Source organism: Acetobacteraceae bacterium, from assembly GCA_039613835.1.
In the GTDB taxonomy this organism is placed as follows: Bacteria; Pseudomonadota; Alphaproteobacteria; order Acetobacterales; family Acetobacteraceae; genus Sorlinia.
The window spans coordinates 1,185,225-1,209,420 of the sequence record CP154827.1 but is presented as its reverse complement, the minus strand read 5'-3'; the positions used below and the strand labels follow the sequence as shown (position 1 = coordinate 1,209,420).

General features: G+C 57.5%; 23 protein-coding genes, 1 tRNA gene and 2 pseudogenes. 17 read left to right on the top strand and 9 right to left on the bottom strand.

The window, feature by feature from the left end; all coding sequences use genetic code 11:
- Positions 1 to 14 precede the first annotated feature (14 nt).
- From truB to AAYR33_06625, 4 genes are all read left to right on the top strand, one after another.
- On the top strand, positions 15 to 956 hold the full coding sequence (truB, locus tag AAYR33_06640) for a tRNA pseudouridine(55) synthase TruB (protein ID XAO70738.1): 942 nt from the start codon (positions 15 to 17) through the stop codon (positions 954 to 956).
- Positions 940 to 1,209 (top strand): 30S ribosomal protein S15, encoded by a 270-nt coding sequence (gene rpsO, locus AAYR33_06635; GenBank protein XAO70737.1) that lies wholly within the window; start codon positions 940 to 942, stop codon positions 1,207 to 1,209. Before truB ends, rpsO begins: the two co-directional genes overlap by 17 nt.
- Before the next feature lie 241 nt (positions 1,210 to 1,450).
- The gene (gene pnp / locus AAYR33_06630) at positions 1,451 to 3,604 is read left to right on the top strand and encodes a polyribonucleotide nucleotidyltransferase (protein ID XAO70736.1); all 2,154 of its coding nucleotides are present in this window, start codon (positions 1,451 to 1,453) and stop codon (positions 3,602 to 3,604) included.
- A 59-nt stretch (positions 3,605 to 3,663) separates the two neighbouring features.
- On the top strand, positions 3,664 to 5,094 hold the full coding sequence (locus AAYR33_06625) for a nitronate monooxygenase (GenBank protein XAO70735.1): 1,431 nt from the start codon (positions 3,664 to 3,666) through the stop codon (positions 5,092 to 5,094).
- A gap of 39 nt (positions 5,095 to 5,133) precedes the next feature.
- Here AAYR33_06625 and AAYR33_06620 read toward each other — a convergent pair whose 3' ends face one another.
- The 4 genes and pseudogenes from AAYR33_06620 to AAYR33_06605 all read right to left on the bottom strand — a co-directional run bounded on the left by AAYR33_06620 (position 5,134) and on the right by AAYR33_06605 (position 9,801).
- On the bottom strand, positions 5,134 to 5,568 hold the full coding sequence (locus tag AAYR33_06620) for a DUF1489 domain-containing protein (GenBank protein XAO70734.1): 435 nt from the start codon (positions 5,566 to 5,568) through the stop codon (positions 5,134 to 5,136).
- Between the two features lie 142 nt (positions 5,569 to 5,710).
- A pseudogene (hemW, locus tag AAYR33_06615) lies at positions 5,711 to 6,936 on the bottom strand (radical SAM family heme chaperone HemW).
- Between the two features lie 5 nt (positions 6,937 to 6,941).
- Positions 6,942 to 8,942, bottom strand: a complete 2,001-nt coding sequence (locus AAYR33_06610; protein ID XAO70733.1) for a potassium transporter Kup — start codon at positions 8,940 to 8,942, stop codon at positions 6,942 to 6,944.
- Between the two features lie 154 nt (positions 8,943 to 9,096).
- Positions 9,097 to 9,801 carry a YggS family pyridoxal phosphate-dependent enzyme gene (locus AAYR33_06605; protein XAO70732.1) on the bottom strand — a complete coding sequence of 235 codons (705 nt, stop codon included), beginning with the start codon at positions 9,799 to 9,801 and terminating at the stop codon, positions 9,097 to 9,099.
- Positions 9,802 to 9,884: 83 nt separating this feature from the next.
- Between AAYR33_06605 and AAYR33_06600 the strand changes: the two are divergent.
- From AAYR33_06600 to AAYR33_06585, 4 genes and pseudogenes are all read left to right on the top strand, one after another.
- Positions 9,885 to 11,238 (top strand): annotated as a pseudogene (locus AAYR33_06600) (RsmB/NOP family class I SAM-dependent RNA methyltransferase).
- Between the two features lie 147 nt (positions 11,239 to 11,385).
- Positions 11,386 to 12,069: a ribulose-phosphate 3-epimerase gene (gene rpe, locus AAYR33_06595; protein ID XAO70731.1), complete on the top strand. Its 684-nt coding sequence runs from the start codon at positions 11,386 to 11,388 to the stop codon at positions 12,067 to 12,069.
- A gap of 361 nt (positions 12,070 to 12,430) precedes the next feature.
- Positions 12,431 to 13,597 (top strand): heparinase II/III family protein, encoded by a 1,167-nt coding sequence (locus tag AAYR33_06590; protein ID XAO70730.1) that lies wholly within the window; start codon positions 12,431 to 12,433, stop codon positions 13,595 to 13,597.
- A gap of 35 nt (positions 13,598 to 13,632) precedes the next feature.
- Entirely contained in the window at positions 13,633 to 14,751 is a 1,119-nt protein-coding gene (locus AAYR33_06585; protein XAO72419.1) for a glycosyltransferase family 4 protein, read from the top strand.
- A gap of 13 nt (positions 14,752 to 14,764) precedes the next feature.
- Here AAYR33_06585 and tyrS read toward each other — a convergent pair whose 3' ends face one another.
- Positions 14,765 to 16,021 (bottom strand): tyrosine--tRNA ligase, encoded by a 1,257-nt coding sequence (gene tyrS / locus AAYR33_06580; GenBank protein ID XAO70729.1) that lies wholly within the window; start codon positions 16,019 to 16,021, stop codon positions 14,765 to 14,767.
- Positions 16,022 to 16,126: 105 nt separating this feature from the next.
- Positions 16,127 to 16,792: an alpha/beta hydrolase gene (locus AAYR33_06575; GenBank protein ID XAO70728.1), complete on the bottom strand. Its 666-nt coding sequence runs from the start codon at positions 16,790 to 16,792 to the stop codon at positions 16,127 to 16,129.
- Between the two features lie 373 nt (positions 16,793 to 17,165).
- Here AAYR33_06575 and AAYR33_06570 point away from each other — a divergent pair, with 373 nt between their 5' ends.
- From AAYR33_06570 to AAYR33_06530, 9 genes are all read left to right on the top strand, one after another.
- Positions 17,166 to 18,257: an aminotransferase class V-fold PLP-dependent enzyme gene (locus AAYR33_06570; protein ID XAO70727.1), complete on the top strand. Its 1,092-nt coding sequence runs from the start codon at positions 17,166 to 17,168 to the stop codon at positions 18,255 to 18,257.
- Positions 18,254 to 19,390, top strand: coding sequence for a cysteine desulfurase family protein (locus tag AAYR33_06565; GenBank protein XAO70726.1), 1,137 nt, complete (start codon positions 18,254 to 18,256; stop codon positions 19,388 to 19,390). Before AAYR33_06570 ends, AAYR33_06565 begins: the two co-directional genes overlap by 4 nt.
- A 23-nt stretch (positions 19,391 to 19,413) precedes the next feature.
- Entirely contained in the window at positions 19,414 to 19,728 is a 315-nt protein-coding gene (locus tag AAYR33_06560) for a ferredoxin family 2Fe-2S iron-sulfur cluster binding protein (GenBank protein XAO70725.1), read from the top strand.
- Positions 19,729 to 19,746: 18 nt separating this feature from the next.
- Positions 19,747 to 20,820 (top strand): tRNA 2-thiouridine(34) synthase MnmA, encoded by a 1,074-nt coding sequence (mnmA, locus tag AAYR33_06555; protein XAO70724.1) that lies wholly within the window; start codon positions 19,747 to 19,749, stop codon positions 20,818 to 20,820.
- Positions 20,813 to 21,244 (top strand): glutathione S-transferase N-terminal domain-containing protein, encoded by a 432-nt coding sequence (locus AAYR33_06550; GenBank protein XAO70723.1) that lies wholly within the window; start codon positions 20,813 to 20,815, stop codon positions 21,242 to 21,244. The genes mnmA and AAYR33_06550 overlap by 8 nt, the downstream gene beginning before the upstream one ends.
- A complete protein-coding gene (locus tag AAYR33_06545; protein ID XAO70722.1) occupies positions 21,163 to 21,489 on the top strand; it encodes a glutathione S-transferase C-terminal domain-containing protein in 327 nt (108 codons plus the stop codon). The genes AAYR33_06550 and AAYR33_06545 overlap by 82 nt, the downstream gene beginning before the upstream one ends.
- Before the next feature lie 222 nt (positions 21,490 to 21,711).
- A complete protein-coding gene (gene dksA / locus AAYR33_06540) occupies positions 21,712 to 22,125 on the top strand; it encodes an RNA polymerase-binding protein DksA (protein ID XAO70721.1) in 414 nt (137 codons plus the stop codon).
- 67 nt (positions 22,126 to 22,192) lie between these two features.
- Positions 22,193 to 22,267, top strand: a tRNA-Thr gene (locus AAYR33_06535).
- Between the two features lie 316 nt (positions 22,268 to 22,583).
- Complete coding sequence (locus AAYR33_06530; protein XAO70720.1) at positions 22,584 to 22,712, top strand: hypothetical protein; 129 nt, start codon at positions 22,584 to 22,586, stop codon at positions 22,710 to 22,712.
- Positions 22,713 to 22,942: 230 nt separating this feature from the next.
- On the opposite strand, the gene AAYR33_06525 is transcribed toward AAYR33_06530, so the two are convergent.
- The 3 genes from AAYR33_06525 to AAYR33_06515 all read right to left on the bottom strand — a co-directional run bounded on the left by AAYR33_06525 (position 22,943) and on the right by AAYR33_06515 (position 24,167).
- Positions 22,943 to 23,317 (bottom strand): hypothetical protein, encoded by a 375-nt coding sequence (locus AAYR33_06525; protein XAO70719.1) that lies wholly within the window; start codon positions 23,315 to 23,317, stop codon positions 22,943 to 22,945.
- A gap of 80 nt (positions 23,318 to 23,397) precedes the next feature.
- Positions 23,398 to 23,859, bottom strand: a complete 462-nt coding sequence (locus tag AAYR33_06520) for a hypothetical protein (protein ID XAO70718.1) — start codon at positions 23,857 to 23,859, stop codon at positions 23,398 to 23,400.
- Positions 23,838 to 24,167 carry a hypothetical protein gene (locus AAYR33_06515; protein ID XAO70717.1) on the bottom strand — a complete coding sequence of 110 codons (330 nt, stop codon included), beginning with the start codon at positions 24,165 to 24,167 and terminating at the stop codon, positions 23,838 to 23,840. The genes AAYR33_06520 and AAYR33_06515 overlap by 22 nt, the downstream gene beginning before the upstream one ends.
- Positions 24,168 to 24,196 lie beyond the last annotated feature (29 nt).

Genomic DNA, 24,196 nt, shown 5'->3' with positions numbered 1-24,196 from the left:
GGGCCGGTACTGTTATGGGCCGTAAAAAGGGGTGGCCGATCAATGGCTGGCTTATTATCGACAAGCCGCTACATGTTGGCTCCACCGATGTCGTCAATAAGATGCGCCGTCTTTTCAACGCGCGCAAAGCGGGCCATGCCGGTACGCTTGATCCGCTCGCTTCCGGCATTCTGCCCATCGCTTTCGGCCAGGCCACCCGCACTATTCCGTATATTATGGAAGCGACGAAACGCTATCAGTTCACGCTGGAATTTGGCGCGTCCCGCACGACGGATGACAAGGAGGGGGAGGTTCTGGAGACTTCCGACCACCGGCCCGATGACGCGGCAATTCGCGCGGTTCTCCCACGTTTTATCGGCGAGGTCATGCAGATCCCGCCCATTTACTCGGCCCTCAAGCTTGGGGGTGCCCGTGCCTATGAGCTGGCCCGTAAGGGGGAAGTGCCTGAGTTGCAGCCGCGCCCGGCCCGGATTGATAGCGTCACTCTGACGGAAAGGTTGGATGCTGATCACGCTGTTTTTAACGTCCAGTCAGGTAAAGGCGTCTATATGCGGGCTTTGGCACGGGATATTGCCCGTGCCTGCGGGACAGTCGGGCATATTGCGTCACTCAGGCGAGAAAAATGTGGCCCGTTTGATGTTTCAAACGCGATAACACTGGACAAACTGTTGCAAAATAGCGAGAAAGCTTCAACTCTGGATGGATTTCTCCTTCCGTTAGCGACCGCGCTGGACGACATCCCGGCTCTGGCCGTGACAGAAGGAGAGGCCCAGGCACTCAGATGGGGTCAGACGCTTCCGGCTCTGTATATAAACGCAGAAACCGAGGCGGATCTCCTCCGTGCGGAATTCCAGGGTGACGTCATTGGTCTTTGTCGCGTCTCGGAAGGGCGCCTCAGGCCGGTGAGGATTTTTGACCTGACAAACAATGGAGTTGACGATGTCGATTACAGCTGAGCGCCGCACGGCGCTGATTGATGAATATAAAATCGCCTCGAACGATACCGGGTCACCCGAAGTGCAGGTGGCGCTGCTCAGTGAGCGCATCAGCAATCTGACGGAACATCTGCAAACGCATAAAAAAGATTTTCATTCGCGCCGCGGGCTGCTTATGCTCGTTGGGCAGCGTCGTGGACTTCTTGACTATCTCAAGCGGAAAAGCACTGCACGTTATCAGACGCTGATCGGGTGTTTGGGTCTGCGCCGCTAAACAAGGCGTATTGTGACAATAGGGGCGGGGTTACCTGCCCTTAACGTCGCACATCACTCAACAACAAACAGGACTTGCTTATTGAAGAGATCTTCCTGGTCAAAAGGGATATTCCAGCGTTTCAGGCCACATGGTGACATGCAGCGATTGCATCTGTGCCATGCCGTCCGAAGCGCTGCTTCAGGGTTTGACTCTGCCCTGACCCGGGCCTTTTCGGAGAAGTCCGTCATAAGGATTTTTCATGTTTAATCATTTCAAGAAAACCATCGAATGGGCCGGGAGCGAGCTGACCCTCGAAACCGGCAAGATCGCCCGCCAGGCGGATGGCGCGGTCCTCGTCACCTATGGTGAGACATCCGTTCTCTGCACGGCTGTGAGCGCTAAAACGGTCAAGCCTGGGCAGGATTTCTTCCCCCTGACAGTCAATTATCAGGAGAAGAGCTACGCAGCCGGTAAAATCCCCGGCGGCTTCTTCAAGCGTGAAGGACGTCCTTCCGAGATTGAAACCCTGACTTCCAGATTGATCGACCGCCCCATTCGTCCGCTTTTTCCTGCGAATTTCCTCAATGAGGTGCAGGTGACGGCGACAGTGCTGAGCCATGACCGCCGACATGACTCGGGCATTGTCGCGCTGATCGGTTGCTCGGCGGCACTGACATTGTCGGGCATACCCTTCCAGGGGCCGGTGGGCGCGGCTCGCGTCGGGTGCATTGATGGTAAACTCGTCATTAACCCCACCGTGGATAGGATGCAGGAGAGCACGCTCGACCTCGTTGTCGCCGGCACAAAAGATGGCGTGCTGATGGTTGAATCAGAAGCGCAGGAACTCTCCGAGGACGAGATGCTCGCGGCAGTCATGAAAGGGCATGAGGCTTTCCAGCCTGTGCTCGACCTGATTTGTGACCTTGCTGAACTGGCCGCGCGTGAGCCCTGGACGCTGCCGGAGCTGTCGAAAGAGGCGCTGACACTCCGTGAGCGCGTCGGTAAACTCGCGACGAAGCCGATTACGGACGCCTATAAGGAAAAGCAGAAGCAGAAACGTCAGGAGAAGATCACTGACGTCAAAGAACGCGTCATGGCCGCCATTGAGAAAGAAGGGCTGGACCTTGAAGCCGCCAAGCCGATGCTCAAGGAGGTTGAAGCGCAGGTCGTGAGAGGGTCCATCCTCAAAACCGGGCTGCGTATTGATGGGCGGGATCTCAAGACGGTTCGTCCGATCGTTTCGGAAGTCAATGCGCTGCGTCAGGTGCATGGTTCAGCCTTGTTCACACGGGGTGAAACGCAGGCACTCGTCATCGCCACCCTTGGCGGTCCGCAGGATGGGCAGGTGATTGATGCGATTGAAGGTGAGCATCGCTCCAACTTCATGCTGCACTACAATTTTCCGCTTTATTCCGTGGGGGAATGCGGTCGTATGGGGAGCCCGGGCCGTCGTGAAATCGGACACGGCAAACTGGCATGGCGCGCGATTCATCCGCTTCTGCCCAGCAAGACGGAGTTCAACTTCACCATCCGCGTCGTCTCGGAAATTACGGAAAGTAATGGTTCATCCTCCATGGCAACCGTCTGCGGCACCTCGCTTGCCCTGATGGATGCGGGTGTCCCTCTGCGCAAACCCGTTGCCGGTATTGCGATGGGCCTCATTAAAGAGGATCGTGGCATGGCGGTGCTGACCGATATTCTCGGTGATGAGGATCATCTTGGCGACATGGATTTCAAGGTTGCCGGAACAAGAGACGGCGTGACCGCCTTACAGATGGACATCAAGATTACGTCCATCACGAAAGATATCATGAAGACGGCTTTGGAGCAGGCGCGTGACGGGCGACTGCATATTCTGGGCGAGATGGCCAAGGCGCTTGAGGCGGGTCGTCCGACCGTTTCAGATAATGCCCCGAAAGTCACAACCCTGACCGTGCCGAAGGAAAAAATCCGGGATGTTATCGGGTCCGGCGGCAAAGTCATTCGTGATATTTCCGAAACATCCGGCGCACGTGTTGATATCGCCGATGATGGAACCGTCACCATCATAGCCCAGAATAATGATCAGGCTAAAATGGCGATCTCCCGCATTGAGGCCATTACGGCTGAGCCGGAAGTGGGTCGTATTTATGATGGTAAAGTCGTCAAGACGGCTGATTTCGGGGCTTTCGTCAATTTCCTCGGCCCGCGTGATGGCCTCGTCCATATTTCGGAATTGGCCAATAGTCGTGTTTCCCGGACGACGGACATTGTCAAGCAGGGTGATCAAGTCAAAGTCAAGGTCATTGGTTTTGATGATCGCGGCAAAGTAAAACTGTCGATGCGGGTTGTCGATCAGGAATCGGGTGCCGATATAAGCGACACCGTCGGTGATAAGCCATCCCGCGCGCCACGCCAGCGCGACGGCGAATGATGTGAAGAAGCAGGGTGGCCGCAAGGGCGCGGCCACCCGAGTGGAGTTCTGCATAAGACATGAAGTTACTCGACACGGTCAGAATGGCTGGACGCGAGGTGCTTCCGCTCGTAGAGGGCGGTAAGGGCGTCTCTGTGTCGACTGGTATTTCGGCCGGGAACTGGGCGTTGCAAGGCGGCGTCGGCACCGTTTCCGCAGTCAATGCTGACAGTTACGATGTGGATGGTCGGCCCATTCCGCAGATTTACCATGCCAAGACGCGGCGTGAGCGTCAGGAAGAGCTCATCCGCTACGCCATTGATGGTGGTGTGACTCAGGTGAAAGCGGCGCGGGAGATCGCGGGCGGCCAGGGGATGATCAACGTCAATTTCCTTTGGGAGATGGGCGCGGCCGAGCGGGTGATTGAGGGCATTCTCGACCGGATTCCCGGACTCGTTGACGGGCTGACCTGTGGTGCCGGTATGCCTTACCGCCTGGCCGATATTGCGATGCACCACAATGTCTGGTTTTACCCGATCATCTCCTCGGCACGTGCCTTCAATGCTTTATGGAAGCGCTCATACCACAAAGCGGCGGAGCGCCTGGCGGCCGTCGTTTACGAGGATCCATGGCGTGCAGGCGGCCATAATGGCCTGTCCAACAATGAAGATCCCAACGTCCCGCAGGACCCCTATCCCCGCGTCAAAGCTTTGCGGGACACGATGCGTCAATATGGGTTGGGGGAACTCCCCATCATCATGGCGGGCGGTGTGTGGCGCCTTGATGAATGGCAGGATTGGATCGGCAACTCAGAACTCGGCCCCATCGTGTTTCAGTTTGGCACGCGGCCTTTACTAACCGTTGAAAGCCCGATTCCCCAGGCATGGAAACGTCGCCTGCGCACCATCAAGAAAAGCGATGTCTATCTCAACCGTTTTTCCCCCACAGGATTTTACTCCTCCGCTGTCAATAACAGCTTCATGCAGGATCTCCGTGCACGTAGCGCGCGGCAGATCGCCTTCAGCACCGAAGCGGTCGGGCATCATGACACGATGTTGAGCATCGGTGTACGTCGCCGGGAAGTCTTTGTCAGTCAGGAGGACTTTGAACTGGCGGAAGCTTGGCGTCAGGTTGGCTACACCGAGGCACTGCGCACGCCGGACTCCACGCTGGTTTTCGTGACGCCTGAAAATGCGCGCCAGATCCTCGCGGATCAGGAAGCATGTATGGGCTGCCTCTCAGAATGCCGATTTTCAAATTGGAGTCAGTCGCGGCCCGGCTTCACGACGGGCGCCAAGGCTGACCTGAGATCTTTCTGCATCCAGAAAAGTTTGCAGAACATTGCACACATCCCCGAACAACTTTCCGAATTTGAGGCGGATGAAATTGCTGATCATAATCTCATGTTCGGCGGCACAAATGCCTGGCGTTTCGCGCAGGATCCTTTCTATTTCAATGGCTTCGTGCCTACCGTGAAGGAACTTGTCGAACGCATCAGATCGGGCCAATAACGCGGCCTGTTCCGCCCGGCGCATCTTTTTGATGCGCGCCTAAAGCAGGCACAATTCGGCGAGTGCTTTGCGCAGGTGGGTCGGCATGGCGTGCAGCATATTCTCATCTCGCGCGGTGAGGTCGGGCGGTGCGTCCTCGGGCTTGTAATAGCGCCAGCCCTGAAAGGGCCGCATCGGCCGTGGCTGCACCGATATGATTTCCGGCGCGACAAGAATCATCGTGCCTTCCTGCCCATCATGCCGCGTATGTGGCTCAAAGCGAATCACAAATTGTCGGATGGCGACGAAGCCCGCGATCACGCGGTAAATCGAGCCTTTGCCGGCAATTTCTTCGGCGCGTTTCGGTTGGGTGCGGGTGAAGACAACCTGCAGGCCGTCATGCCAATCGCCCTCACGCATGCGTTGCGCGAGCTCCTCAACAGTCGCACAACCGGGGGTAAGTTTGATCAAATGCAGCACGGGGGAAATTACCACTTGTCACGAGAAATGCCGGTTCAGCCTTCAAGATGAGCGTGCAGTGCATTGCGGTCAAGCGAAGTTTCGACAGTCAATCCGGCCCGCGCTGACAACCCCTTTGCGATGACGCGACAGCCTGACCCATCACGCCCGCATCTCTTCACAGCACCAGCGCAGCGAGAAGCGCCTCCAGACGGATGCGACCTGACTCTGTCGCGGCAATATGCCCGTTTTCATAGGTCAGATAGTCCTCATCGCGGGCCGCTCTAAGAAAGTGGCGTCGAGGCAATCATGCAGGTTCTGCCCTGTTTTGCGCATAAAGCTTTCTGACGTCAGGCCCTCCTGCAGGCGCAAACCCATCAACAGGGCCTCACACACGCGCGCGCCTCGGCCCCCAGAGACGCTTCCGTCTTTGTGCCATGACCGTCCTGATTGACGTGCTCAAGCCAGAGGGAAGGGGCGCGATGCCGTCATGCCGCCCATTTCTGCACGCCGCCAGCAGGGTCCACGCACGTCAAACGACTATGCGCTTCCCGGGCCGATGCCAAGATAGTCGTCATAGCGCCAATAAGCGAGATTATGGCGACTCTCCGCGCCGGGCCGTGTATAATGGAGACTTCATAAGCTTCGAGCCCGTGAAGCGCCGCAATCTCGCCCGTCACTTCGTAAAACCGCGCGGCTTCATCGCCATCGGGCAGGATCAGCCTCCCCTGCCGGGCTTCAGACTCAAATTTCGTCCCGGGCTCGATCGTCAATTGATAGAGCGATAAATGATCGGACGCGAGGGCAAGCGCCTGATGAAGCTCGTCCTGCCAGGCGAAAATTGTTTGGTCAGGGCGCGCATAAATCAGGTCAAACGAGACACGGTCAAAAAGATGGCGGGCCATCTCCAGCGCGCGGATGGCCTCATCCGCGTCATACTGTCGCCCCAGTCGTTTCAAGGCCGCATCGTCAAGACTCTGCACACACCCAGCGAGACGCGATTCACCCCGGCCTCCCGGATCGCGGCGAGGCGGGCTTGCTCCGTGCTTGTGGGATTGGCCTCCAGCGTGACTTCCAATGAGTCGACCGGCTGGAAAAGCTGTGTCGCCTCCGCGATCAGCCTGGCGACATCTTCGAGGCGCATGAGGGACGGTGTCCCCCACCGAAGAAAATTGATGTCAGGCGTCGCTTGCCTAACCGCGTCGCCTCATGGGCCAATTCCCGTTGCAGCGCCTCGACGTAAAGTGCGTGCGGAATTTCGGGGAAAACATGGCCGTTAAAGTCGCAATAAGGGCATTTACTGAGGCAGAAGGGCCAATGAATGTAAAGCGCCAAACTATCCTGCGGGGCGAGGCGCGATGTCGCACCGCCCGCGGCACCGGAAGAAATTTCGTCATGCTGCATCGGACTTAAATCGAGACTCTCACCCCGAATTCAACCACACGATCCGGCGGGATGCGGAAGAATTCCGTCACTGAAACCGCATTACGCGCGAGGAAGAGGAAAAGCCACATACGCCAGATGGGGAGTTTGGGCAGGGAAGAGCGCACGACGATTTCGCGTGAGACGAAATAAGATGCTTGGATGGGGTCAAACTCAATTCCGGCACTGCGGAGATCCTCCAGCGCGCGGGTGACATTGGGCAGCTCCATAAACCCGTATCGTACAATGACGCGGTGAATATGCGGTGCCAGCTCCCGCACTGTGGCGCGGTGTCCCCGCTCCGCCTCTGGCTGGTTGAGGTTCTGCACCGTGACGAAGAAGATATTCTGATGCAGCACCTTATTATGGCGCAGATTATGCAGCAGGCAGTTGGGCACGATATTCGGGTCCGCCGTCAGAAAGACCGCCGTGCCGGGCACACGCGGCGTGCGTGAATGGGGAAGCCGCGCGAGAAACGTGGCCATGGGGAGGTTATCCGCCCGCTGACGCTGCCGGACGAGGTTCCGCCCCCGCTGCCATGTCGTCATCATAATGGTCGCGCACAGGCCGATCGCCAGCGGCACCCACCCGCCTTCCGGGATTTTCAGCACGTTTGAGGTGAAGAATGAGGCATCGCTGAGGAAGAAAAATCCGAAAACAAGCGCGGTGAGCCATTTGCTCCATTTAAACACACGATGAAACACGACAAGCGCCAGCAACGTCGTGCAGACGAACGTGCCGGTAACGGCGATACCGTAAGCTGCTGCCAATGCGGAGGATGACCTGAAAGCCAGCACCAGCATCACCGCACCAATCGCGAGCAGCCAGTTGAAGAAGGGCAGGTAGATCTGCGCCTCCTCATAAGGGTTGGTATGCTTGACGCGCATTCGCGGCAGGTAACCTAACAGCATGAGTTGTCGGAAGAGGGAGAACCCGCCGGAAATACCCGCCTGACTGGCGATGACGGTGGCGAAGGTCGCCAGGATCAGAATGGGGATCTGCGCCCAATGCGGTGCCAAATGGAAAAAAGGGTTTTGCAATGCATCGGGAGAACGGATCAGCAAAGCGCCCTGGCCGAGATAATTCAGCGCAAGGCACGGCAATACCAGGACGCACCAGGCATATCGAATGGGCTGTCGGCCAAAATGCCCCATATCCGCGTAAAGCGCCTCCGCCCCGGTGACAGAAAGCACAACGGACCCGAGTGCGATGAAGGAGAGAAACCGGTGATAGACGACAAATTGCGCGGCGTAATAGGGCGAGAGTAACAGAAGAATATGCGGGTTCTGCGCAATTGAGATCGCGCCCAACGTGCCGATGACGATGAACCATATCAGCATGATCGGCCCGAAGGCGCGGCCGATTTTCCCCGTTCCGAGGGCCTGTGCGCTGAAAAGAGCGATGAGGATAATGATGGCGACGGGCACGACGACATGGGCGGCTGACGGTATGGAAACCTCGATCCCCTCAATGGCTGAAAGCACCGAGATGGCCGGCGTGATGATCCCATCGCCGAAAAAGAGGCACGCGCCCGCGATGCCAACCACACCCAGGAACCATCGATATTGCGGCGTATGGCAGACGCGCTGGGCGAGGGACATCAGCGCGACAATGCCCCCTTCACCATTATGGTCTGCCCGCATGATCAGCAGAACGTATTTGAGGGTAACGACGATCATCAATGCCCAGAAGGTCAGGCTCTCAAGCCCCATAATTTCCCAGGTGTGAATCGGGCGCTGGCCACCGCCAATAATCTCGACAGAGGTCTGAAATGCGTAGAGGGGGCTCGTGCCGATATCACCGAAAACGACGCCGAGCACGCTCAGCAGGCCGGCGACACCGACCGGGGCGGATTTATGCCCGCTATCCCGCCCGAATTCCCGAATAAGCCCGGCTGTTACCTCATGAGGATGGGTTTCGGCCAGATGATGCCCCCCTTCATGATGGCCCTTATGGCCATGTTGAGAGCGGTCATGCGTTGAGGTCATGCAAATCGGCCTAAAATGAAAGGGCAGTATTCCGACTGCGATCCCTCGGGACCCATCATGCGGAACATGCGATTCTCTTCTGATACAGTGATCTCAGTCAAGCTGACAACCAGACAGCATGAACATCAAAGTCTGGGGTCCAAACCGGGTTGCATCACAAATCCGGTGTCAGGTGGCGGGCAGGTTGGGACGCACGCTGCCCGAAAATTGCTGTCCCCACACGAATAAGCGTCGCCCCGCAATGGATCGCCGTTTCGAAGTCATTTGACATGCCCATCGAGACTTCCGGCAGATCGTGACGCGCGGCGAGGGAAGCGAGATAAGTGAAATGCGGTGTCGGGTCATCTTTCTCAGGCGGGATACCCATCACCCCGACAAGCTGCGCGCCAAAGCGCTGACGACACGATTCGATAAACGCATCCGCCGCATCACGACTTATCCCGGATTTTTGCGGCTCATCTCCCGTATTGACCTGCACGAGTAATCGCGGGAGGCGACCCGCCTGATCCGCCGCGCGGGCGATGGCATCGGCAAGGGCAGGGCGGTCAAGCGTTTCAATGACATCGGCCATGCGGCAGGCATCCCGTGCTTTATTCGTCTGGAGCGTGCCAATGATATGGAGTTGCAGCTCCGGGAAGCGCGACCACAGCGGGGGGAATTTCGCCTTGGCCTCCTGCACGCGGTTTTCCCCGAACGTATATTGCCCTGCCTTCAGTGCTGCCATCACCGCGTCCTGCGGATGAAATTTACTGACCGCAACAAGCCTGGTAGCGCCCTCCGGCCGGGCGGCGCGCGCACAGGCGGCCCGCATCCTTTCTCGGAGAGCGTGGAGCGTTTCAGTGATATCGAGGCCCGTCATCGCGGCAACTCCTTTTTTGAACCAGGGTCATGCGCGCACCTTCGATCACGCGTCAGGGGTGACCTCGCGGTGCGTGATATGCGATAGGCAAAGCATGCGTCAAGACAAGTCTCTTATATCCCGTTCCGACCCGACCGCGACCTTGCCTTCGATATACTGACTGGCATCTTCGAGCATCGACGCATGTTGGAAACGACGATGGATCGGAGCAGAGTTAAAGCAGGGCGGGATCGCGCCAGCGCCCACCGCCTCGCCGCGACGGTATTGCGACATTATGGCAGCATGTCCGAGCTTCTGCGTCCTTTGCTTAAAAAAGAGCTGCCTGTACCCGTGCTTTGCGCGCTTCTCATGGGGGCGGCGCAGCTCCGTTATCTGGAGACGCCGCCTCACGCCGTCGTCAACACCATCGTTGCTTTGCTGCGCCGTCGACGCCTGACGCCTTTCGCGGGGCTGGCCAATGCGGTCCTGCGTCGCGTTGCAAGAGAGGGCGCGGAACTTGAAGCGGGACTGGATCACGAGCGCCTCGACATTCCGCCATGGCTGTGGAGCGCCTGGGGGAATCGGGCGCGCGCCATTGCCTCCGGCCTTTATCAGGAAGCGCCTCTCGATATTCGTCTGAAGCCCGATATCGCGCCCCCCAATGCGCTGCCAGCAGGGCGCGACATGGCCATTGAGATAAGCGGCGGAAAAGAGGACCTTACACGGGAGGAGCCGCCCCGCATCGCGCCGCGCCTGTTACCGAATGGATCGGCGCGTTACTCTGCGGGAACGCGCGTCACCCTCCTTGACGGGTTTGAGGAAGGGCACTTCTGGGTGCAGGATGCGGCTGCCGCCATGCCCGTGCTTTTAATGGGCGCGGTTGCGGGCAAAAATGTGATTGATCTCTGTGCAGCGTCCGGGGGTAAGACAGCGCAGCTTGCCAGCCAGGGTGCGCATGTAACCGCTGTGGAGCGTGATGCGACGCCTATGCGCTTCCTCAAGGAAAATATGAAGCGTTTGGACCTTGAAGTCACCTGCGTTCAGGCGGATGCCATGACATGGCGGCCGAAAGATAAGGCCGATATGGTGTTGCTTGATGCGCCGTGTTCCGCCACCGGGACATTTCGTCGTCATCCTGATGTTCTCTGGGTCAAGCGTCCGCGTGACATTCTCTCCCTCACGCAGCGGCAGGACAGGATGATTGATGCGGCGCATGAGATGTTACCTCCGGGCGGCACGATGATCTACGCCGTGTGTTCTCTCCAGGATGAGGAAGGGCCTGACCGTGTGCACGCTGCCTGCGCGCGCGGATGGTCATTGGAGCCTTTTACCGAGGCGGAATTGGGTGCCATGTCCTTCGCCCTGACGGAGGCGGGATTTTTCCGGACGCATCCGGGGATGTGGCCGGAGGAAGGCGGGCTCGACGGGTTTTTCGTGGCGCGGTTGAAGCGTATATAAAATTGTCGCGCTCTGAAATGTCGGGATTGTTCTTCCATCATCTCATCGGGAATAACCGTCGCTTTCTGAGCCGGGATTGCGCGCGTCGCCTCAATATGAGAAGTCACGGCGCCCCTGGTGGGAAAATATTTAGGTCAGGTTTGTTAGATGCCGCAACGTAAGATACCTCTTATTGCCCCTTCCATTCTCTCCGCTGACTTTATGAGATTGGGGGAGGAGGTCACCGCGATTGACCGGGATGGCGCGGACTGGATTCATGTCGATGTCATGGATGGGCATTTCGTGCCGAATATGACCTTCGGCCCCAGTATGGTCGCGGCCCTGCGTCGCCAGACGGATAAGCCGCTTGACGTCCATCTCATGATCGCCCCGGCGGACCCTTATATTGAAAGCTTTGCCCAGGCGGGCGCCAATCACATTTATGTCCATTGTGAAGGCAACCCGCATGTGCATCGAAGCTTGCAGACCATTCGTAAATCAGGCGCCGTCCCGGGCATCGTCATCTGCCCGGGCACGCCGCCCGAGGCACTGACCTACCTCATGGGAGAATTGGATCTCATCCTCGTTATGACCGTCAATCCGGGGTTTGGCGGACAGAAATTCATCGAAGATCAAATCGGCAAAATTGAGATTCTCCGCACGATGGCGGATGCCACGAGTCGTGATATCCGCATCGGTGTTGATGGCGGAATTGATCCGACGACCGCTCCGCGTGTTGTAAAAGCAGGAGCTGACATGTTGGTCGCGGGCACGGCGGTTTATGGCCAGCCGGATTATCGCAAGGCGATCAGCGATCTGCGTGATGCCGGGATGCGCAGCCTACAACCCTGACACGCTGCGAAGGCGCCCCGGCACCGGCGTGGCAGGATTCTAAAATCGGGGTGGTGCGGAGATGAGGAGGATGGGCGATTAAACCTGCGTTAGTCAGGCTGCAACATGCCCTGTCCGGCCTCAAGAGAGCGCCGTCAGAACCCTCTGCCGTTTTACGCGATATCTGGACAGGCAACGCTGACCGCGCGGCGAAACTTCTGGCCGGCTTGATTTACGTTGAAGGGCGCGAATACCCTTTTCTCCTCAATAATGTTGAGCGTCAGAGCCTGCCGCAACTGGTACAGGAGGAAATCGGCAAGTTCCTCTGGCTGTCTGGCTGCGTGACCTCGTCGCTCTGGGCACGGAGGAGGTGCGTCTCCTCGTGCGTTCCAGCATTGCGGGCTGGATCCGGCAACCGCTTCCGCAGGATAACCCTGTCCTGACCGCCGCGCACCTCTGCGCCATGATTGGACATTTCGAATTTTACGCGCGTACGGCGGATGAGCGTTTCCGTCGCAAACTCATGCGGCATCTCATTCTTGTCGATCGCCTCCTCGCCATCGCACCACCGGAACTTGAGTGGCGCTGGCAATCGCTTGTCGTTACGCGGGGCCTGATGGTCGTCGCGTTTTTCCTCCCCGGATTTAAATATCTGCGTGAGCGCGCCCTGCGCCGCCTTGAAACAACAATATTGCATCAGATCTACCCGGATGAGACTGTGCGGCAGCGCAGTCCTGACACGCAATTTCAGGTTGTTCGGGAATTGACGGAAATGAGCGCCATTCTGCGCATGGCACAGCAGCCCGTCTCTGACATCATCATGACGTCCCTGACGCGTCTTTGCCCTGTTTTGCGCGCCATGCGCCATGAGGATGGCGGCGCGCCGCCGGAAGCGGAGTTTGACCAGACGGCACATAATGCGTCCTTTGTCTTTGAGATGTCCTATGGCCGCCAGCGCCTGTTGGTCAATTGCGGCAGTTCTCGGTTGCCTTCCTGGCAAGGGGCGTTGCGCCATCCATTGGCGCATAACAGCCTCGTGACGGAAAATCTCCTCCCGTTCGCAGGGGACGGACAGGCAGGTCCGACATCCATAGAACGCCGTATCTTGACCGACTTTGTGGAGAATGATGCCAGTCTCGTGCTTGAACTGAAAATGGAGGTCACGTCCGGCACAGGCACTTATAGTTGGGAGAGACGCCTGTCCCTTTCTGATGACGGTCGTGCTCTGAAGGGAGAGGAGAGCGTGAAAGCGGATGCGGATCGGGACCTTGTTTATCGCTTTCACCTCGCGCCCGACATTCGGATTTCAGATTTCACGGAGGGGAACTCCTGTGAGCTTGAGTGTGATGGCATGATATGGCAGTTCACCCAGCGAGGCGCGACACTCAGCCTTGAAGAAAGCGTTTATTTCAGGAATGGATTTTACCAGAAGACGAATCAGATCGTGCTGACCGCGAATGATCCCTTTGACCGCCCCGATGAACTCCCATTCTATCGATTGGGAGATGGGCGTCATCGCGTGGTGCAATGGACGCTGGAGAGGCTGTGAGGTTGTTTCGTCGACATACCGGGCCGGGCGGCCGGTTGCGGATTCTGGAAGTGGCGAATATCGATTTCGCGATGCGGCAATTCATCCTTCCCATCATGGAAGGCCTGCGGGATGCTGGCTGCGAGGTGACGGGCGCCTGTGCGGAAGGGCCGCATCTCGCCGCCGTGCGCAAAGCGGGTTTTAAAGTCGTTGCCGTGCCGATGGTGCGCTCCCTTTCTCCTTTCGCACAATGGCGGGCGCTGAAAGCTCTCATCCGGTTGATAAGGGAGATAAGGCCGGATGTGGTGCACGCGCATATGCCGATCAGCGGTTTCATCGCGCGGGTCGCAGCGCTCTATTGCCGCGTACCGTGTATCGCCTACACGTGTCACGGTTTCCTCTTCAATCAGCCCGGTCCTGTCTGGCGTAAGCTTCTCTCCTTCTCGCTGGAGTGGGTGGGGGGGCAATGGACCGATATTTTCATGACGGTCTCGGAGGAAGAGGCGCACGATGCGCGGCGATGGCGCATCAACCGTCACCCGGTCGCCAACCTCAATGGGCGTGACCCGCAGCGCTTCCGGCCTGACCCGGCGGCACGTCAGGCCATTCGTGACGAGTTGGGTGTTGATGATGACACGGTCGTGATCCTGGCCGTGTCTCGTCTGGTGCGCCACAAGGGATATCCTGAGCTTCTCCGCGCGATGGAGGACGTTCCAAATGCGCATCTCTGGATCGTCGGCGCCCCCCTGCCGTCAGATCACGGCGATATGATGACGGCTGAATTCCAGCGCGGGAAGGAAAAACTCGGCACGCGCCTGCACATGCTGGGTTATCGCGACGATGTTCCCGCCATTATGGCGGCTTCGGATATTTTTACGCTGCCCAGCCATTTTGAGGGCCTGCCCATGGCGATTGTGGAAGCCATGCTGACCGGCCTCCCCGTAGTGGCGACAAATATACGCGGCGCGCGTGAGCAAATTCTTGACCAGGAAACGGGTTTAATCGTCCCGGTCGGTCAGGTCGATGAGCTGGCCCGGGCTTTGAACAGTCTCGTCGATGACCGCGACATTCGCCGCGCCTACGGTGCTGCGGGGCTGGCGCGCGCGCGTCATCTCTATGTGGAAAGTGACAGTGTGGCGCGAAGCGTCCAGCTTCTCACCGCGTCGACAAGTTAGATGTAGCGCTTCATCATTCCGGTTTGATGATGACGTGATGTTTTTTCCCTGAAGACACGCGCAATACACCCTCTGAAAGATCGTTCAGCGTGACAGTCTGATTTTCATCCGAGACCACAACATCATTCAGTCTTGCCCCGCCGCCACGGATAAGGCGGCGTGCTTCTCCGCCGGATTTGACGAGACCGGTTTCAACAAAAATCCGATATGCGGGCAGACCCTCCTCAAGCACATGGCGTGCGAGAGATATTGTCGGAAGGGAGGTGGAAAGGCGGCCTTGTTCAAAAGTCGCCATCGCGGTTTGCGCGGCTTCCTCCGCCGAGGCGTGGCCGTGACAGATGGTGGTCGCCTCCGTCGCGAGGATTTTCTTCGCGTCATTGATTTCCGTGCCTTCGAGGGCGCCGAGACGCTCACATTCCGCCACGGGCAGATCGGTGAACATTTTGAGAAAGCGCCCGACATCGGCATCTTCCGTATTGCGCCAGAACTGCCAATATTCAAAAATGGGCAGCTTTTCCGCCAGAACCCATCGCGCCCCTTGCGCGGACTTCCCCATTTTCGCGCCGGAGGCGGTGGTGATAAGCGGCAATGTCAGGCCGAAGACCTGTTTGCTCTCCGTGCGCCGCACCAGCTCGACACCGGCAACGATATGGCCCCATTGATCGGAACCGCCAATCTGCAGCGTTACGCCTTCGGCACGGTTGAGGGCGCGAAAATCGTAGGATTGTAATATGGAGTAATTGAATTCAAGAAATGTCAGGCCCTGTTCCCGCTCTAGTCTTTGGCGAACACTGTCGAAAGAAAGCATTCGATTGACTGAAAAATGCACGCCTACATCGCGCAGGAGGTCAAGATAGGTCAGGCGGTTTAGCCAGGCCGCATTATGGAGCATAAGGGCGGATGACTCCGCGCCGTCGAAATCAAGAAATTGCCGCAGACTGCGCGCCACGCCCTCACTATTTTGCGCGATGGTCTCCGCCGTCATGAGGGACCGCGCTTCTTCCCGGAAAGACGGGTCACCGATCTGGGCGGTTCCGTCGCCCACAAGGGCAATGGGCCGATGACCGTGGCGCTGCATCAGGCGGAGAACCATCAGGCAGAGCGCATGGCCGACATGCAGGGAGTCCGCCGTGGGATCAAACCCGATATAGGCGCTGACCGGCCCTTCAAGAAAAGCCTGATCAAGCGCTTCAGGGTGGGTCGATTGATAAATATATCCGCGCGCCTGAGCTTCTTGCAGGAAAGGGCTTTTATAGGTCGTATTTTCCATGGGGCCTCCGCGCGGGGTCGATTCGGGCGCCTTTCATACGCTTCTCAGCCCCATAAAAAAGCGCCCGTTTGATGGCGCGCTCCCCCCCCCCCGCCTGATTTGCCTTCAGTCCATGGTCAGGGCAAGTGGGCGCTCTGCACGACGTGCGGAGACGTGTTCCTCCAGCGCTTCCGAGACGAGATCCGCTTCATTGGCGAAAATATGGTTCGCATTTTCAAAAACGCGGTAATCGACATCGACATTTTTTTGCGTGTTCAGCTTCTCGACAAGCTTTCTGATACCGGGCTCGGGCGCCATGTCGTCTTTACCGCCTGCAATCATGAGGCCGCCACAGGGGCAGGGGGCGAGGAACCCGAAATCATAATCATTGGCGGGCGGTGCAACACTGGTCCAGCCGCTGATCTCCGGCCGACGCATGAGGAGCTGCATCCCGATAAACGCGCCGAAAGAATAGCCGGCGATCCATAATTCGGAAGAATTCGGGTTGATCGACTGCATCCAGTCCAAAGCCGCGGCCGCGTCGGAAATCTCGCCAATCCCACCATCATAACGCCCCTGAGAGCGCCCTACGCCGCGTGAATTATAGCGCATGACCGAGAACCCCATTTTCTCGAAACTGCGATACATGGAATAAGTGATGCGGTTATTCATCGTGCCGCCATGATGCGGATGGGGATGAAGTACGAGAGCCAGAGGCGCGTCCGCTTCTTCAGAATGGTGATATCGACCTTCCAGTCGGCCGTCAGGCCCGGTAAACATGACTTCAGGCATTAAGGTGCTTCCGTTAATTTGAGTGACAGAGGGGCGCGCTGCGTCATATTCCTAACGGCGCGCCGCGGCTTCAGAACAGAAAAGGAGAGGGACGTGCGTGCCGGGCAGCGATCCGGGGAATGGGGTGCGGTTGACGATTGAAGATTAGGCATGCTCCCGAGCATTCTCCTTCCAGATTACGACAACAGGCCCGGGCCAATGCGGGTCTCGGCTTATGGAATCAGGTACATTTTTAAGCGTGGCGCTTTTTCTCGTCGGCGTGTATACCAGGGCTTCAAGGCAAAATTCTACTTAAATCGTCACGTCATTTTAAAATCGTTTATCCGATACATGGCGGAATCATGCGCGACGTCAGGAAATCACGGGGGTTAGGATGAACTTGTATTTCGACGCCAATGCGACGGAGAAGCCGCGCCCGCAGGCGCGCGAGGCCATGCTGGAAGCGGCGACATTCATCGGTAATCCCGCCTCCATCCATAAGGCCGGTCGTGAAGCGCGCCGCCTGCTTGAGCGCGCACGGACGTTACTCGCGGAAAGCTTCGACATTATTGAGGATCAGGTCATTTTCACTTCCGGTGGTACGGAGGCCAATGCGCTGGCCCTCCATGCCTTCTCCCATGATCGCCGTATCCTGATGACCGCGACAGAGCACGATTCGGTACGGAAGGCGGCGAGAGCCGCCAGCGTCATCCCCGTGATGCCGTCAGGTGAGGTTTCACTGGAAGACCTCGAAACCATGTTGCGTAAAGGTGGGCCTGCCCTTGTCTGCGTCATGGCCGCCAATAATGAAACCGGCGTCATCAACCAGCTTCCGGAAATTGCCGCGCTTTGCCAGATATATGGTGCTTACCTGCATGTCGATGCCGTGCAATATGCCGCGCGACACGTCATGACGATGCGCGGCCTGACCAGTGTTGCGATATCGGGCCATAAGGCGGGTGGCCTTAAGGGAGCCGGTGCGCTTTTACTGAGTGGCGACATGCCGGTTAAAGCGATGATGCCCGGGGGTGGGCAGGAGAGAGGGCGGCGCGGCGGGACGCCCGCATTGCCGGGTATTGCCAGTATGGCGGCGGCGATGCGCGTCGGGCAGGAGCAGGACTGGTCACAGATCGCCGCATGGCGCGATGAGATTGAGCGCGTGGCGCAATCCTGTGGCGCGCTTGTGGTTGGAAGGGAGACCTCCGCCCGTCTGGCCAACGCCACCTGTCTGATCCTGCCGGAAATGAGCGGGCAAGCGCAGCTAATCGCCCTTGATCTGGCGGGGTACTGCGTCTCAACCGGCTCCGCATGTTCCTCCGGCAAAGTGACGCGCTCACACGTGCTTGAAGCCATGGGGCTGGGGCACATTGCCGACCACGCCATCCGCGTTTCCCTGCCCTGGGATGTCACAAAAGAGGATGTCGCGCACTTCTGCACGGCCTACCGGCAAATGGCCTCGACCCGCAAAAAGGGTGTCACGGCGTGATCTATCTGGATTACCTCGCTTCAACGCCTTGTGATCTGGAAGTCATTGCGGAGATGCAGAGATGTTTTTCCGACATTCGTGGCAATCCTCACAGTGCGCATCACGCGCCTGGCCGCGCTGCCGCGCTGAAAATCGAGGCGGCGCGCGCTTCCGTCGCTCGGTTGATAGGTGCGTCGCCGCAGGAGGTGATTTTTACGTCAGGCGGGACGGAGTCCAATAATCTGGCGATTAAGGGAGCTGCACGATTTTTGAAAAAACAGGGTGATCCACGGCGCCGGATCATCACGGCTGCGACGGAGCATAAATGTGTCCTCGAAGCTGTGCGTGACCTGGAACAGGAAGGGTTTGAGCCGGTTATTCTGCCCGTCTTATCTAACGGGGTTGTTTCGCCTGACGCGTTGGCGGAGGCGTTGGCCGTGCCGACCCTGCTCGTCTCCATTATGGGGGCAAATAACGAGACCGGCGTCATGAATGACATACCGGTATTGAGCGCCCTCGCGTGCGGAAAGGGGGCGCTCTTTCATTGCGATGCCAGCCAGGTGATCGGGAAAGCGCCTTTTACCTGTAAGGATGTCGATCTCGCCTCAGTATCAAGCCACAAGATTTATGGCCCGCAAGGCGTTGGTGCGCTTTATGTGCAGAGGCGGCCGCGCATCCGCCTCGCCCCCTTATTCTCCGGCGGCGGGCAGGAGCGTGGCCTGAGGTCCGGCACGCTTCCCGTGGCGCTTATTGCAGGGTTTGGGCTTGCTTGCGCCCTTTGCCTGACCCATATAGCCACGGAAGCGCCGCAACTGGCGGCGCTGCGTGATGCGCTTTTCAAAGGCTTACAGGCGCTCTGGCCGCGAAGCGTTATAAATGGCCAGGATGCTGCGAGGTTACCCGGTGCTTTGAATATCTGCCTCAAAAATGGCCCCGAAGCACAGGGTTTAATGGTATTAACGCCGGAATTAGCTTATTCAAGCGCTTCCGCATGCATGTCCGGTGATGTGGCGCCATCTTATGTCTTACGCGCGATGGGGCTTTCTGAAGCGGATGCGAGACGAAGCTTGCGTCTCTCCGTCGGACGTTTTACCTCGTCATCCGATATTTCGCGGGCGCTGGATGTTTGTGACAGGGCGTTGCGGGCGACCTGAGTTAAAGAAATGGAATGTTGAATATGCCACGTATGGTTTTCGTCGCGCAGGACGGCACAAGAAGTGAGGTTGAAGCGCCCATCGGCCTCTCCGTTCTCGAAATCGCGCATAAGCATGATATTGACCTGGAGGGGGCGTGTGAAGGCTCTCTCGCCTGCGCAACATGTCATGTCGTCGTCGACCCGGCCTGGGCTGACCGCCTGGCGACACCGACGGAGGATGAGGAGGATATGCTCGACCTCGCTTTCGGACTTCAGAAAACCTCCCGCCTTGGCTGTCAGATCGTCATCACGGAAGCGCTTGACGGGCTGGTCGTGCATCTGCCGAAAACGGCCTGATTTGAGAGTGACGTTTTCATGCGTGTGATGGTCGCAATGTCGGGCGGGGTGGATAGCTCCGTTGTGGCGGCACTCCTCAAGGCTGAGGGCCATGAGGTGATCGGGGCCACTTTGCAGCTTTATGATCACGGTCAGGTCAGCCGCAAGGGGGCCTGCTGTGCTGGGCGCGATATTATGGATGCGCGCGCTGTGGCAGATCATCTGGATTTCCCCCATTACGTCATTAATGCGGAAGATCGCTTCCGTGACAGTGTGATCAATGATTTTGCAGCCAGTTATGCGCGTGGCGAGACGCCCGTGCCGTGCGTTGCCTGTAATCAGGGCGTTAAATTCACGGATCTCCTGACCCTCGCGCGGGATCTGGGCTGTGACGCGATGGCGACGGGCCATTATGTGCGGCGCGTTGAAGGCGCGGCCGGGCCGGAATTGCATCGCCCTGTTGATGAAACGCGTGACCAGTCATGGTTCCTGTTCGCAACGACGCGGGATCAGCTCGATTATCTGAGATTTCCGCTGGGTGCCTATGCCTCGAAGGCGGAAGTGCGTCAGAAAGCTGAGTCATTCGGGCTGAAAATCGCCGATAAGGCGGATAGTCAGGACATTTGTTTTGTCACGGATGGCTCCTACGCCAAAATGGTGGAAGCGCTGAGGCCTGAGGTCAAAGGCCCCGGTAACATCACGGATGAGGCCGGAAAGGTCCTCGGCCAGCATGATGGTATTGCGCGCTATACTGTGGGGCAGAGTAAAAAGCTCGGTGACGTCCATACAAAGGATGGAACGCGGCAGATGGTGACGCGCATTGACGCCGCGCATCGGCGCATCATTGTGGGGCCGCGCGCTTTAGCCGGGCGGCGCAGCTTCCGCCTGCAGGATGTGAATTGGCTAGTCAATCCGCCGCCGGAGGGGCTTGCCTGCACAGTCCAGCTCCGCGCCCGGGAAAAAACCCGTGAAGCCCGCATTTTTGCGGAAGAGGGCGCTTCAGCCCGCGTCGAACTGCAAGAGGCGGCGATGCCCGCCCCGGGTCAGGCCTGCGTGTTTTATCGTCAGTCCCATGTTTGGGGGGGCGGCTTCATCCAGGCATTTCATGACTGACGCGTCCGACCTCCTTCTGCTGGGGACACGGCGCTATTCCTCATGGTCGTTACGGGCGTGGCTCGCCGTGCGACTTGCCGGACTTGATGTGCGTGAGGAGGTCATACCCCTCAAAGGGGGCAGGCAGACGGTGGAAATCCATCAACGCAGTCCCAATCGATGCGTCCCCTACCTGCGATATCATGGGTCGGAAATCTGGGAGAGCCTGGCGATCTGCCAGTTCTGCGCGGGTTTTAACGCGCAATTATGGCCGCAATCGCACGAAGCTCATGGGCGGGCGCTGAGCCTCGCTGCGCAGATGCATACGGGTTTCGGGCCTCTCAGACGCGCCTGGCCGATGAATTGCGGGCGCGTCTCTTCCCCCGCGCTGACATACCTGACCCGGATGTCGCCCGAGATCTCGCTGATATCGAGACCTTACTGACGGCAACGCGGGCGCGTTTCGGGAAGGGCGAGGCCTATTTGTTTGGTACGACCTTCGGCATTGCGGATGCCATGTTCGCGCCGGTCATGTCGCGCTTCGCGACGTATCAGGTGCCCGTCTCGACGGCGGCTGGTGGCTCTTATCGCGACGCCGTGCTTGCCCACCCCCTCATGCGGGAATGGTATGCCCTCGTCAGAAAAGAGCCTCCATCTTGGTATCTTGATCAATTTGAGTTTCGGACTTGATCTGACCCGGCTCACGAAAATTTCAACCCGGCTTGAACTCTCCGAACTTCAAGCTTGGCCTCAAAAAACCGGCTTTTCCCGTGGAAGGGCTTGGCGTTTGCCGGGAGGGGACTTATAAACCGGTCGCAACGGCAGCTCCCGACAATCGTTCAGGCATGAAACGTCAGGAAGAGGAGAGCCTGTTATGAGAGAATCTGGTCGTCTTCACGGGAACATTTGCCAATGATTACGCTGCCGCCTGATTACCAACCTTCGGAAGACGAAGAGTTCATGAACCCGCAGCAGGTCTCATTTTTTCGGGAGAAATTGATTCGTTGGCGCATGGACCTGTTGAAAGAAGCCAACCTCACCCTCGCCAGCCTGTCGGAAGGCGGCATTTTGGAACCGGATATTTCTGATCGCGCCAGCGTCGAGACAGATCGGGCGCTGGAATTACGGACCCGTGACCGCGCGCGTAAGCTGATTGTCAAAATCGATCTCGCCCTGCAACGTATTGAAAACGGGACTTATGGGTTTTGTGAGGAGACAGGAGAACCGATCGGCCTCAGACGCCTACAGGCGCGCCCGATCGCGACTCTTTCCATTGAAGCGCAGGAACGTCATGAGCGTATGGAGAAAGTGCGTCGCGATGACTGAAAATCGCCTTGTACGTCGTGGCGAGGGCTTGCGGAATCCCCGTTTAAAAGCTAGTTAGCTGCGGCAGGCTGCTGTAGCTCAGTGGTAGAGCACTCCCTTGGTAAGGGAGAGGCCGCGAGTTCAATCCTCGCCAGCAGCACCATTAAAAAACCCGGCTTTCCGGGTTTTTTTCGCCCGGTTCGGGTATCATGACAGCATTGTTCATGCGTAAAGCGGCCTGTTCGGCAAATTCTGCCTTGTTCGCGATGGCCCGCGCGCGTCACCAATGCCCAAACATAAGTTTGCCCACGCATAAGCAGCCGATGATATTGAGCAGGGAGCAACTGGTGATGAGAATAACCTCCAAAGCTGATGGATATTCCCGCAGGACAAGCCATTGACCGGTCCTGAACATGGCCCCTACCCAGAGGCGAGGCTTGCGAGAAAGAGCAGGCGTAAAAGTCAGGTAAAAATGAATATTGTCAAATCTTCACTCCCTCATCCTCCACCTCAGCGATGTCGGCACGCTTGATGGATGCATCGTCAGCCCCAGCACTTCCGTCAAAAAGGCGATGCGCCTTGCCGATTGTTGCCTGCCACAATCGTGAGGTGCAATATTGACTGGAGCGCGGAAGAGCCGCGACACGATAACGTGATGATCACTATGAATGTTCACACGTCACGACGGCTTTTGCGAAACGTGATACGGGAGAGCGCATGAATAATGCTGTCACGCGTGCCGATGCTTTTAAACGCTCCAGGAAGCGAATTGACCGGTCGGGTCGGGGTCAAAGTCAAAAAGGTTCAGTTCGGTGCTCCGTTCGGAATGACGAAGAACTCAATTGAAGGGCGTGAAAATTTCCCAATGGACAGGCACTTCAACATAAGCCGTCCGACCATCTTCCAATGTTGATAAAAACTTTTTGTCCGGAGACAAAAGTGTAAATCGCTTCGCGATGGCCTGAAGGGTGAAGGGAATGCGCGTCAATCCGGTGGCTGACAGGGAGTAGAGCGCTCCATTCATGACTACGATGAGCTCCCCGCGGCGCACACGGTGCCGATCCGTCTGATGAAAAAGCTTTTCGACAGGGTCATAAGTTAAAAATTCGCCGGTCCAGGTGAGAAGCTTTGAAAATATCGGCACCGCGATATCCGGCGTGCGCAGCATTCTGAGCAAGGTGACAGCCTTTTCAACGTGGCCGAGATCAACCAACCTTACCGCTGCTCGCCCTGGCTCCTTGTAAAAAGTGAGAAATCGCTCACGGGCGCCGGTTTCATAAGCGCGACGACTATTTAAAGCCTCGATGAGAAGGGTGGGCTTTTTCCATGGCAGGCAACCAACATATGAAGGATGTTCTGAGCGCTTCGGCTGTGGATCTTGCGGATGAGCGGGGTCAGGTTGCCATTCGCGAGGACGGTCTCCAACATTGCCGCGCAGTTGCGTGACGCTTTGAGGGAGAAGTCAACCATATGGGTTGCATAAGGCACGGCCATGCATCTCGCATTGTGGATATTGTCGCAGATAACCTCCGCCTCGATCTTATCTTCAATGTTATGCGGGTCATAAAGGATGTAACAAGGCGCCGTGACTTCGTCATTTTTGGGCGCCATTCCCTTCATGTAAGGCTGATAAAAGCCTGAACAGAAATTATGCCTGCCAGTTTCTTCAAAATCGATACTGTATATCGGTGCGAGGGCGATGACAGCGTCGAACTCGAAAGCGCGCGCATATTTTATGGCGGCGTAACCACCCATCGAAACGCCATATCCAACGATTTTGACATGATGCGGAGACGATGCTCGGATTGGTGGATCAATCTCCGAACTTCGGCGATCGCCTCGTTGATACCGTTTTCGAGATACCAGCTTTCAGACTGTGCGACGATACCGATAAAAGGGATATTGAGCGCTTTGGCGACCTGCTGACCGAAAAACGTACCATCATAACGCTCATTCGCCCTCACGCCGGTGAAACTGACGACAATAACGTCAGTAGTCTGTGCCGGAATGAAGCTCCTGACGAAATAACCGTCATTAGCGAATTCTGTCGTTATCTCTGTCATGGATGAATTAATAAATTAATATTTATTAA